This is a genomic window from Gemmatimonas sp. (assembly GCF_036405635.1).
In the GTDB taxonomy this organism is placed as follows: domain Bacteria; phylum Gemmatimonadota; class Gemmatimonadetes; order Gemmatimonadales; family Gemmatimonadaceae; genus Gemmatimonas.
Genome location: NZ_DASWXE010000117.1, coordinates 36,165 through 47,778, shown reverse-complemented (window position 1 = coordinate 47,778; position 11,614 = coordinate 36,165). Strand labels below are relative to the sequence as shown.

9 protein-coding genes are annotated in these 11,614 nt (G+C 65.0%); 1 reads left to right on the top strand and 8 read right to left on the bottom strand.

The genetic code is table 11. The annotated features are described in order from the left end of the window. The 6 genes from VGE27_RS10415 to uvrB form a co-directional block, all read right to left on the bottom strand. Nucleotides 1–288, bottom strand: a 288-nt coding sequence (locus VGE27_RS10415) for a single-stranded DNA-binding protein (RefSeq protein WP_331049584.1), incomplete at its 3' end; no start/stop codon positions are given. 220 nt (nucleotides 289–508) lie between these two features. Next, a complete protein-coding gene (gene rimI, locus VGE27_RS10410) occupies nucleotides 509–1,027 on the bottom strand; it encodes a ribosomal protein S18-alanine N-acetyltransferase (RefSeq protein WP_331049583.1) in 519 nt (172 codons plus the stop codon). A 3-nt stretch (nucleotides 1,028–1,030) separates the two neighbouring features. After that, nucleotides 1,031–1,753, bottom strand: coding sequence for a tRNA (adenosine(37)-N6)-threonylcarbamoyltransferase complex dimerization subunit type 1 TsaB (gene tsaB / locus VGE27_RS10405; RefSeq protein WP_331049582.1), 723 nt, complete (start codon nucleotides 1,751–1,753; stop codon nucleotides 1,031–1,033). A gap of 75 nt (nucleotides 1,754–1,828) precedes the next feature. Further along, the gene (locus VGE27_RS10400; protein ID WP_331049581.1) at nucleotides 1,829–3,301 is read right to left on the bottom strand and encodes an HD-GYP domain-containing protein; all 1,473 of its coding nucleotides are present in this window, start codon (nucleotides 3,299–3,301) and stop codon (nucleotides 1,829–1,831) included. A 115-nt stretch (nucleotides 3,302–3,416) separates the two neighbouring features. Next, nucleotides 3,417–3,899, bottom strand: coding sequence for a tRNA (adenosine(37)-N6)-threonylcarbamoyltransferase complex ATPase subunit type 1 TsaE (gene tsaE / locus VGE27_RS10395; RefSeq protein WP_331049580.1), 483 nt, complete (start codon nucleotides 3,897–3,899; stop codon nucleotides 3,417–3,419). Next, complete coding sequence (gene uvrB / locus VGE27_RS10390) at nucleotides 3,889–5,988, bottom strand: excinuclease ABC subunit UvrB (RefSeq protein WP_331049579.1); 2,100 nt, start codon at nucleotides 5,986–5,988, stop codon at nucleotides 3,889–3,891. The genes tsaE and uvrB overlap by 11 nt, the downstream gene beginning before the upstream one ends. Nucleotides 5,989–6,194: 206 nt before the next feature. Between uvrB and VGE27_RS10385 the strand changes: the two genes are divergently transcribed. Beyond that, nucleotides 6,195–8,294 carry a methyl-accepting chemotaxis protein gene (locus tag VGE27_RS10385; protein ID WP_331049578.1) on the top strand — a complete coding sequence of 700 codons (2,100 nt, stop codon included), beginning with the start codon at nucleotides 6,195–6,197 and terminating at the stop codon, nucleotides 8,292–8,294. 70 nt (nucleotides 8,295–8,364) lie between these two features. Here VGE27_RS10385 and VGE27_RS10380 read toward each other — a convergent pair whose 3' ends face one another. Together VGE27_RS10380 and radC are read right to left on the bottom strand one after the other, a co-directional pair. Then, on the bottom strand, nucleotides 8,365–10,542 hold the full coding sequence (locus tag VGE27_RS10380; RefSeq protein WP_331049577.1) for a bifunctional (p)ppGpp synthetase/guanosine-3',5'-bis(diphosphate) 3'-pyrophosphohydrolase: 2,178 nt from the start codon (nucleotides 10,540–10,542) through the stop codon (nucleotides 8,365–8,367). Between the two features lie 195 nt (nucleotides 10,543–10,737). Next, the gene (gene radC / locus VGE27_RS10375) at nucleotides 10,738–11,454 is read right to left on the bottom strand and encodes a RadC family protein (RefSeq protein ID WP_331049576.1); all 717 of its coding nucleotides are present in this window, start codon (nucleotides 11,452–11,454) and stop codon (nucleotides 10,738–10,740) included. Nucleotides 11,455–11,614: the final 160 nt, after the last annotated feature.

Here is an 11,614-nt window from a genome sequence, read left to right as displayed (position 1 = left end):
GTCCTTGTCCTGCCACTGGCGGTACTCGATCTCGCCCTCGACGTAGATCTTCTCGCCCTTGCGCACGTACTTCTCCACCACGTCAGCCAGGCCGGAGCCGCGCGAGTTGTTCCAGACCACACAGCGATGCCACTCGGTCTTCTCCTGCTTGTTGCCGCTCTGATCAGTCCAGTTGCGGCCGGTGGCCAGCGAAAACTGGGCGACGCGGCCGCCCGTGCCGACCGTGCGCACTTCGGGGTCTCCCCCGACATTGCCGATCAGGATGACCTTGTTCAGGCTGCGACTCACGATGCCTCCTCGCGCGCGACGCGCGATGCGTTTGGAAAACGGGAACGGTGGAACCCACCAGCCCTGCTGATAGAGGATCCGGGACCCCCCGGCCTCAGTGATCACAAGAGTAGAAGTCTTTGGCGGAACCAATTACCCGGAAATCCGCCACCATGTTCTTTCTTACGCACCACGGTATCGCATCGACTCCCCGGGTGTAAGGGAAGCCCTGAAGACCGGCTCAGCCCGGTTCCGGCGTACGCGTGGGACGGTCGCGGCGGAGCACGAGGGCGTCCTCGTCCGGATGCTGATAGTACCCACGACGGCGGCCAACCATCCGGAATCCGCGGGACGCGTACAGTCGCCGGGCCGGCGTATTCGACTCGCGCACTTCGAGAAAGACCGCGAAGGCCAGTGTGTCGTCCGCCGACGACAAGGCCTCGTCGAGGAGCAGCCCGGCGATGCCCTGGCCTCGCGCGTCAGGGGCGACGCAGATATTGGCGATCTCGCGTTCATCGAGGGCGATGAGCAACACGCAGTACCCCACGATGTGCCCCTCGGCATTCACCGCGAGCTGTAGGCGTGCGTGCGACCGGCGCAGCAGCATCGCGAAGGCATTGGCCGGCCAGGGATCGCTGAAGGCCTGTGCCTCGATGGACGCGACGCTCTCCACGTCGGCCTGTGTCATGGGCCGCAGTTGCACACCGGCCGGCAACGGTTGGCGCCGGAAGGCTTCCCCAGATGCGGATATCGCTTCCACGGGTCAGCCTGCAGCCAATGGCGCGTCCGGCAGGGCCCGTCCGTGAGAGGCCTCCCACTTCACCTGTGCCTCCGCCAGTCGGCCATACTGCGGCTCCCACGTCGCCAGATCCACCGGTTCCTCACGCCAGGCCCCGTCCACACGAGTGGCCATTGCCGCACGGGGAGCTACCACCGCGACACCCGGCAGTTCATCCGGCGTCTTGAGCAGCGCCACGCGCTGAAGCGCAGAGGATTGATTCAGCAACTCTTCGGCCGGAATGCGCACGGCGGGCCCGGCAGCGATCACCCGTCCCGCGGCGTCGCGATGTACCGGCTGCACGTAACGCTCACCACGCAGCGCGTCAGCGTGCAGCACGAGTTCACCGGTCACCGAATCGTCCAACGAGGCCGCGGCCAGCAGCATCGACGGCACGGCATAGAGTGGACGGCCCAGTCCATAGGCCAGACCCTTCGCCAGCGAGGCGGCAATTCGGAGTGAGGTGAAGCTGCCGGGTCCGGCGCCGCAGACCAGGGCCTCCACATCGCCGGCCACTACACCGGCCTCGGCCAACAGCTGCTGAATGCCCGGGAAGAGGCCATCGCTATAACCTGCGCCCATCGGCACCGCCCGCTCCGCCACCACGCGCTCCCCATTGAGCAGCGCCACACCGCCAGCGGCGGTGGAGGCCTCGATGACCAGCGTGAGGCCGGTCAGCGGCCGCGTGAGAGAGGATGGCGTGGGCATCCCGCAGTTTAACCGCCACGCTCCACTGCGCGACTGTCCGGTCTCCTGACGTGACCTCCGCGCAGCCCGCTCGAATCAGGCGGCGTTGGAGAGCAGCACGACCGGTGCCGGTGCTCCGCGCCGCTGCAGTTCCTCGAAGCCATTTTCGGTCACCTCTGCCAGCTCCGCGAGAATCCCGTTTTCGGCCAGTGCGACCGCGGCGTCCAACACATGGGGATCAAACGCCGTTCCGCGATCACGCGACATGATGTCGACCACCTTGGGGACGGCGAGCCCCTCCCGGTACGGACGGTTGGCGGTCAGGGCCTCGTAGACGTCAGCCACTGCCAGCACGCGCGCCATGGTACCGATCTGCTCACCGCCCAGTCGGAACGGGTACCCACGACCGTCGAGACGTTCGTGATGTTGCGCGGCGGCGTCGGCGAAATGTTCGAAGGCCTGCACATGGCGCAAAATCTCCAGCGTCCACGTGGGGTGCTTGCGCACCTCGCGAAATTCGTCGTCGGTGAGCTTGGCCGGCTTGTCGAGAATGCGGTTGGACACCCCCAGCTTGCCGATGTCGTGGAGCAGGCCCGCGCGCAGCACATCACGATAGGTCTGCGCGTCCGCGCCGATCTCGCCCATGATGCTCACGGCATAGCGGGCGACATTGGTGGAATGGCGTGCCGTGTACGGCGTCTTCGCATCGATCACCGCCGCGAACGCAAACGCGATACGATCGAGTCGTTCTGGCGTCGCCACCATGGGGGTCATGCCGGGTTCGAGCGCTACCACCTGCTCTTCCAGGTGCACCATGTCAGTGAGCTTGTCCCACCACGTCTTGTCGGTGTGCCAGGCGAGCACACGATCGACCAGTGCCGGGTCGAACCAGGTGCCACGACGCGCCCGCGCCATCTCCGTGGCGGCACGAAGCCCATGTTCGATCCAGTATGCCTCGAACGTCTGCGCCAACAACAGGACACGCGAGAGCAGCGGGATCTCATTCCCCGCCAGCCCCACCGGATGCCCAAGGCCGCACCAATGTTCATCCACGTGCAGGATCGCCTCGCCGGTGGCGGACGGAAATCCCAACACCGTCGCAATCTGCGCCCCGCGTTCGCAGCGAGTCTGAATGATCTCGCGCGTGAGCGAGGGCGTGCGCGCCACCTGCAGGAAGTGCTTGATGCGTGAAATGGGGTCGAGACCAATCCCGCAGCTCTTGGCGGTACGCATCGCGAGACGCCAGCGATCGTGCCAGTCGACCAGCCGCATGCTACGCTTGAGCGCCTGATCATCGCTTCCGAACAGCGCTGACATGCGCGCGGCATTGCTCGAACACCCGGAGTCCTTGAGCAGCGAGGCGTAGTACAACGCCGCCCGCGATTCACTGTCGAGCCCAAGGTCTTCACTCAGGCGCATCGCAATGAGCGTCGTGCGCAGTGTGTGCCCCGGGCGCTGACCTTCGGTGAGGTCGAGCGCATACGTAAGCGCCGAAATCACTTCGGCCAGGCGCACCGTCACGCGTGGCGAAGGGGAAGCCAATGACAGCGGCTGCACGACAGCGTCCAACGTCGACCGTTCCAGACAGGAGGAAACACACGATCCCCCGCGCGATGCGGAGCTTACCTGTGCAGGACGATGGACCAGCAGATCGGTTACAGCCGCCCGACCCAACAGCCGCCGCCTATCTGGCGGCCCCGGCGCGCGGCACGTGCACCTTGAGCAGCCGACGTTCGGGATGTTCGGGATCGTGTGCGAGTGTGATGCCGATGGCATCGGCCGGCAGCATGTTGGCAGCGCGGTCGGGCCACTCCACCAGCAAGACCGGCGACTGATCGACGAGTTCATCCCAACCCAGCGCCTCGAGGTCCGCCGGCCCTTTCAGTCGATACAAGTCAGCGTGCACGATCGGTCCGCGGGGCGCGTCGTACTGTTGCACCAGCGAGAACGTCGGACTGGTCACGGCGTCGAGGGCGAGCACCCCCAGCCCCGCACACAGCGCGCGGGCAAGCGTGGTCTTGCCCGTGCCCAGATCTCCTTCGAGCGTGATGACGGTTGGTCGTGGCAGCGCAGCGCCGAGGGCCTTGCCCCACGCATCGAGGGAGTCGCGATCGGGATTGCGCGGTGCGCCACGCCCCAGCAGGTGCGCCAGCGAATCAGCGACCACGACGGCCTCCGGCACGACGCTGCGGTGCACTGCCAGGCGGACGCTTCGGCGCCTGCGCATTGCCACGCGCCTGAGCGGGCGCCTGTCCCAGTGCAGTGCGCACTTCGAACAGTTGATCGCGAAGACGCGCCGCTGCCTCGAAGTCGAGTGCCACCGCGGCCTCGCGCATCGCGACCTCCAACTCACCCACCAGCGTCTCCAGTTCCTCGCGACTACGCGGCGCCGCCTCGCTGGCCAGGCGACGAGGTGCCGGCGCCTCTCCTTCGCGTTCCACACGGGCATCGGCGACACGTGTGATGAAGCGGACTTCATCGACGCTCTTCATCACGCCCTTCGGCACAATGCCGTTGGCTTCGTTGTGCTCCCGCTGGATGTTTCGACGGCGTGTCGTTTCGTCCATCGCGCGCTGCATCGATCCCGTGATACGATCGGCATACAGAATGGCCATGCCATGCAGATTGCGCGCCGCGCGGCCGATAGTCTGGATCAGCGAGCGATCACTGCGCAGGAAACCTTCCTGGTCGGCATCGAGAATGGCCACCAGGGAGACTTCAGGCATGTCCAATCCTTCGCGCAACAGGTTGATACCCACCAGTACGTCGAACTCGCCGAGCCGCAGACCGCGGATGATTTCCATGCGTTCGATGGCGTCGATATCCGAGTGCATGTAGCGCACCCGTACGCCCATCTGCTGCAGGTAGTCCGTGAGGTCTTCCGACATACGTTTGGTGAGCGTGGTGACGAGCACCCGCTCCCCGCGACGCTCGCGCGCTCGAATCTCGTGCAGGAGATCATCCACCTGCCCCTTCACCGGGCGCACCTCGAGGATGGGATCGAGCAATCCGGTGGGCCGGATGACCTGCTCCACCACCACACCTTCGGACAGCTGCAGCTCAAGTTCACCTGGCGTCGCCGACACGTTCACGAGACGCGGCACCAGTGACATGAACTCATCGAACACCAACGGGCGGTTGTCGAGTGCACTCGGCAAACGAAAGCCGTAGTCCACCAGCGTCAGCTTGCGTGCCCGGTCCCCGTTGTACATCGCGCGAATCTGCGGCAGCGTGACATGCGACTCGTCGACCACCACGAGATAGTCATCGGGGAAGTAGTCGAGCAAACAGGCCGGGCGTTCACCAGCTTCGCGTCCACTGATGTGCCGCGAGTAGTTTTCGATGCCGGCACATGTCCCGATCTCCATCAGCATTTCGAGATCGAACTGCGTGCGCTGCTCCAGACGTTGCGCCTCGAGCAACTTGCCCTGCATGCGCAACTCGGCCAGCCGGGTGGCCAGTTCATCGCGAATGGCCTTCGAGGCACGCTCGATGGTGGGCCGGTTCGTGATGAAGTGCTTGGCCGGATAGATGGCCATACGTTCGAGGGCGGCGATGGTCTCACCCGTGACCGGATCGATCTTGGAGATCCGCTCGATCTCATCCCCCCACAACTCGATGCGCACCGCCTGCTCTTCGTACGCAGGCAGGATTTCCACGGTGTCACCGCGCACCCGGAAGGTGCCGCGGTCGAACGCGACATCATTGCGCAGATACTGAATGCCGACCAACGCCCGGAGAATGTCGTCGCGCGCGATCTTCTGCCCACGCGCCAGCGCCACCATGCGCTCGCGATACTGCACCGGGTCACCAAGACCGTAGATCGCTGACACCGTCGAGACGATCACGACATCATCGCGCTCCATGAGGGACGACGTAGCGCGCAGGCGCAGCCGGTCGATGTCCTCATTGATGCTGGCGTCCTTCTCGATGTACGTGTCGCTCGAAGGCACATAGGCCTCCGGCTGGTAATAGTCGTAGTACGAAATGAAGTACTCGACCGCGTTGTTCGGGAAGAACGACTTGAGCTCCCCGTACAACTGTGCGGCCAGCGTTTTGTTGTGCGAAAGCACCAGCGTTGGCCGCCCCCAGTCGGCGATGACGTTGGCCATGGTCATCGTCTTCCCCGAACCGGTCACACCCAGCAGGGTCTGGATTCGGTCTCCGCGATGCAATCCGGAAGACAGCTCGACGATGGCGCGCGGCTGGTCGCCGGCGGGCGCGTACGGGGCTTGCAAACGAAACGGCGCAGTCATTCCTGCAATATAGCACAATGTCGGCATTTATTCGGGACTTCCGAATCGGGACAAAATTCTTCCCCGCCCGACTTCAGAGGACTGCCGGCAGCGCCGATACTCGGGCTGACAGGTCTCGCCTAACATCGGCAGGCCAACATCTCAAATGCCACTCCTGGTCACCGCATTGTTACGGCTGGCCATCCTTCTCCGTACGAAGAGGTACGATGCACGCGATTGCCCGATGGTTCACGCACCTTCCACTCCGCGGTCAGCTCTGGCGCACGCTCGGGCTCGGCATCGCCGCCGGCGCGGGGGCCACGCTGGTCTCGCTGTTCGCCCTCAAGGGAATCGCCAGCGAGGCGCGGGCGTTGGAATCGCAGGTCATCTTGCCACTCGCGGCATCGGGACACCTGCAGGGTGAAGTGCAACGCGTGCGCGCGGCGTATCGCGACCTCGCCTATGACACCACACGGCAGACGGAAGCGCGCGCGACGCTCGTACGCAGCATCGTGCGCGTCGACTCGCTGTATCGCACGGTCGCCGTGACGATGACCGCTCCTCAGGATCGCGCCGTGCTCGACACGTTCTATCAGCGCTGGTCGGCCGCCCAGCCGTCACTCGCTGCCATGATGGATCGGATGGCACAGGGACAGCAGCAGGAGGCCATCGGCATCCTGCATGGTCCGCTCCTTCGTGCGATGCTCGGCGTGGATTCTTCGCTCACCGTCGTGACGGATCGACAGGCGCATGCCGCCGTCGCGCTGGCCACCGCCGCCGACGCGCAAGTCACGCGCAGCTTCTGGCTCGCGTTGGCCACTCTGTTCTTCGGTATCTGCGCAGCCGCTACACTGGCCAGCCTGGTCATCGGGCGTGTGAGCACGTCGCTGGCACAGGTGCGTGACCGACTCACCTCGCTGCAGCGGCACTGCATGGCCGGACTGGAATCCGCCACATCGGCGCTCGCTGCCGGCAATCTCGATGAAGAAGTAGTTGCGCGCACCACACCGGTGGACATCGCCGGTGGCGATGAAATCGCCGCAGTGGCGGCAGAACTCAATGCGACCATCACGCGTGCGCAGGCGGGCATTCACTCGTACGGCCGCGCGGTGACCACGCTTCGCGCCCTGCTGGCAGAAACCGATCGTGTGGTGGGTCGTGCACGCCTTGGCGATACGAGCGCGCGCGCCGACAGTGATCGGTTCTCCGGTGCCTTCGCGCAGTTGCTCTCGGATTTCAATCAGGCTCAGGATGCGGCGCGTGAGCCCGTTGTGGCCGCACTCGCCGTGCTGGAACGTGTGGCCGAGCGCGATTTGTCCGTGCGCGTCGCTGGAGAATTCCCGGGTGATCATGCCCGCCTGGCCACGGCCATCAACGTCGCCGTCGTGAACGTCTCCGAAGCGCTCTGCAAGGTGGAAGTCGCCGCCGAACAGATCGCGAGTGCGTCGTATCAGGTGAACAACGGTGGACAGGAGATGGCCGGCACGGTGGCGAACCAGGCCGAGTCCATTGACGGCATCACCCGTGCGATGCGCGCCCAGACCGATGCGACCATTCGCACGGCCGATACGCTGGGTCAGACGCGTGAGCTGTCGGTCGCCATGCGCGAGCGCCTCACCGAAGGCACGCGCTCGATGCGCGAGCTGTCGGAGGCGATGACCCGCATGCGTGGTTCGGCCGAGCGCACGGCGCAGATTGTGAAGACCATCGACGAAATCGCGTTCCAGACCAACCTGCTGGCGCTGAACGCTGCAGTGGAAGCCGCGCGAGCGGGTGACGCAGGGCGTGGCTTTGCGGTGGTTGCCGGCGAAGTGCGCCAGCTGTCCATTCGTGCGGCATCGGCGGCGCGCGAAACGGCCACGCTCATCGACGAGACGGTGACCACCACGCGCGAGAGCAACATGATCAGCGAACATGTGCGTTCGCAGCTCGATGTGATCGATGGCGACGCCAATCGCGTCGCGACACTGGTGGAGAAGGTCGCCGACGATTGCCGCGTACAGCGTGACCAGATCGTGCAGGTCAACGAAGCCGTGGCCCGCGTGAGTGAGCAGACACAGGCCGCAGCCGCTTCGGCGGAAGAATCTGCTACGGCCGCCGATGAACTGGACGCGCAGGCGGCCACGATGCGTGACCTGGTGCGCTGCTTCCTGGTGCAGGATTCCAAGGGCGGTGCGCGCACGATGGCGCGTCGCATTCCCCACGAGCAGCCGAATTTTCCGGTACGGGAACGCCGCAGCATCGCGCAGACCCTCTCCGGCGTGGTTGCGCCCAAGGCATCGACACAGGCACCGGCCCGCAAGCGCGCGTTGGCATCGACGGGCTGACGCTGCCTGTCTCAATGTCGCGCTGACAATGAACGGCGCCGCTCCTCAGTGTGGGAGCGGCGCCGTTTGTTCAGTCGTCTGCGGTGATCTTCTCCCGTCGACTCACCACCGCGATTCCCTTCACGCGTCGCGCCGCCTTGATGATGCGCTCGAGATGCGCGAGGTTCTCGACCTCCACCATGGCAGCTCCCGTGACGCGCCCGTCAGTCGTCTTGAGCTCGAGGCTCTTGATGTCGGTGCCCGTGGCGCTCACTGCCGCTGCCACGTCCGCATAGAGGCCGCGTCGGTCCGTGCCTTCCATCGCCAGGCGCACCACGAAGCGTTCCCCGGCCATTTCCTGCCAATCAATCTCGAGGCGCCGCTCCGGTTCATGCGCGAGGAGCAGCAGGTTCGGGCAATCGCCGCGATGGATGCTCACACCACGGCCGCGCGTCACGTAGCCCACGACGCGGTCACCCGGCACCGGCTGACAACATTGCGAGTAGCGCACCAGCAGGCCATCGGCGCCCTGAATGCGGATGCCCTTGCCTGTGCCACGCACCCGGTCGACGATGCGCTCGAAGGTGCTGACCTTCTCGGGCTCCGGCGGTGAGGTATCGAGGTCCGGGTGCAGCGCTTTGAGCACCTGCAACACGTGCAGGTCCCCGGCGCCCACCGACGCGATGAGATGCGTGGTATCCTTGAGCTTCAGCTGCTTGGCAATGGGCTGCAGTTTGTCATCGTCCACTTTGGGCAGCCGACGGCGACGCAGCTCGCGCTCGAGAATCTCGCGACCCAAGCGCATGGCCGACGAGCGTTCTTCGAGGCGCAACAGTTGACGGATCTTGTGGCGCGCCTTGCCCGTGCGCACGTGCGACAACCAGTCACGACTGGGCTTGGCATTCGGATTGGTGAGGATTTCCACCGTTTCCGAATTCTTGAGCTCCCGCGACAGGGGCGCGATGCGGCCGTTCACCTTCGCGCCGGCGCACCGCGCACCAACCTGGGAGTGCACCGCGAACGCGAAGTCCAACGGTGTCGCGCCCTTCGGCAACTGGATTACATCGCCCGTGGGCGTGAACACGAAGATCTCGTCCTGATACAGGTCGAGCTTGAGGAACTCGAGAAACTCGCCCGGGGTTTCCGCATCGAGCTGCAGCTCGAGCACCTGACGGAACCAGGCAAGGTGTCGATCGAGCTCGTCGGCGTTCTTGGAGTTCTCCTTGTACAGCCAATGCGCCGCGATACCGAAGTCCGCCGTGCGATGCATGTCGCGCGTGCGGATCTGAATCTCAAAGAGCTGACGCCCCGGACCAAACACCGTCGTGTGCAGTGACTGATAGCCGTTCGATTTCGGCTGCGCGATGTAGTCCTTGATGCGCTCCTGCACTGGTGTCCAGCCGTCGTGAATCACGCCCAGTGCGTGATAGCATTCGAGCACATTGGGCACGATCACGCGAATGGCGAGCAGGTCGTAGATGTCTTCGTAGGGACGATCACGCTGCTGCATTTTCTTGTAGATCGACCACAGGTGCTTCGGACGGCCGGTCACTTCCACGTCGGCGATGCCGGCGTCGGTCAGACGCTTCTCGAGCGGCTCGCGCATCTGCGCAATGAGCTCTTCGCGTTCGCCACGCTTGGCGGCAACGAGTTTCGCGAGCGTCTTGTAGGCCTCGGGCTCGAGATGCTTGAACGCCAGATCCTCCAGTTCCCAGCGCACCTTCGCCATACCGAAGCGGTGGGCGAGCGGCGCGTACAGGTCGCGTGTCTCCTGGGCGATCCGGCGACGCTTCTCCGGCGCCAGCCAATCGAGCGTGCGCATGTTGTGCAAGCGATCGGCCAACTTGATCAGGATGACACGTGCATCCTTCGCGATCGAGAGCAGCAGCTTGCGATAGTTCTCCACCTGCCGCTCTTCACGCGACGACATCGGCAGATTCGCAATCTTCGTCAGGCCATCGACAATCTGCGCAATCTCACTGCCAAACTCCCGCTCGATATCCTCGACGGTGATGTCGGTGTCTTCGACGATGTCATGCAGCAGCCCGGACGTGACCGTCGCCGTGTCGAGCTGCAGGTCGGCCAGGATGCGCGCCACTTCGATGCAATGCGACACATACGGTTCACCCGAGTGACGCACCTGCCCCGCATGCGCCGCGTCGGAATACTTGTACGCGCGCACGAGCAGGTCATGGTCGAGCCGATCATACGCCCCTTCGGCGCCCGGCCCGAATCCTGGAATCATCTCGTGCAGCGCGATCGTCGTCACAACGCCTCGGTCTTCTCTAGGGGTTCGTGCACACGGCGCCGATCCGCGCTCGTGCCACTGCCCCGGTGTCATCCGGCCAGCCTTTCGGAAAATACGAGCCGGCCGTCATTTCCTGCAGATCGTGCCCCCAGAGAGCGGCACGTACCATCAATACCCCGACCGACAGTCCCGGATCGTCGACTGGCCGGCACCCAACTACAGCAAACCGGCCTCTGCGAAGCTCACATAGCGGCCGCGGCCGACGATGATGTGGTCATGCACGGGGATGTCCAGCAGCCGACCTGCGGCCACCAGCTGCTCGGTCACCGCCCGATCCTCGGCACTTGGCGTGGGGTCACCACTGGGGTGATTGTGCACCAGGATCACCGCCGCCGCCCGCTCGGCGATCGCCTCCCGGAACACCTCCCGCGGGTGGACCAGCGAGGAATTGAGCAGTCCTCGGGTGATCAGGATGTCCCGCTCGAGACGGTGCTGCGCGTCCAGAATGGCCACATGGAACTCCTCCACCGGGGCATCCTGGAGACGCGGCGCAAAGGCGGCGGCGACATCACGCGGTCCGCGAAGTGGCATCCCTGCCTCGCGCGCCTCGCCGGCCATCCTGCGACCCAGTTCGAGCGCGGCGTGGATGGCGGTCGCCCGCGCCACCCCTACGCCACGCACCCGTGTCAGAGCCGCCAGAGGCATCGCGGCCAGGCGCCCCAATGACCCGCCGCACTGCTCGAACACCACCTGCGCGCACGCTACGGCGGACGTACCCTGCTGGCCCGAGCCCAACAGCGTGGCAATCAGCTCAGTGGTACTGAGCGCCTGAGAGCCAAGCGATCGCAACCGTTCGCGCGGCCGCTCACTGGCCGGGAGCTCCTTGATGCGTAGTCCCGTCATGGGCTGAACAGCGGGTGACGATTCGGTCATGCGGTTTCTCCGTGTTGAGGCAGGCGATCGGGTGGGTGCCCCCACTATGCGGTGCACGACCGCGAATGCCGGTACCAGCGTGCTGCAGGTGGGCACATTTCTCCGCACACTTCGTCGCTTCACCCGTGCCGCGCCCCTGTCGCTTCTCGGCACGCCGTCA

Coding starts and splice junctions, on each gene's coding strand:
- VGE27_RS10385 (WP_331049578.1), top strand. CDS start 6,195: ATGCACGCGATTGCCCGATGGTTCACGCACCTTCCACTCCGCGGTCAG.
- tsaB (WP_331049582.1), bottom strand. CDS start 1,753: ATGCCCACGCCATCCTCTCTCACGCGGCCGCTGACCGGCCTCACGCTG.
- radC (WP_331049576.1), bottom strand. CDS start 11,454: ATGACCGAATCGTCACCCGCTGTTCAGCCCATGACGGGACTACGCATC.
- uvrB (WP_331049579.1), bottom strand. CDS start 5,988: ATGACTGCGCCGTTTCGTTTGCAAGCCCCGTACGCGCCCGCCGGCGAC.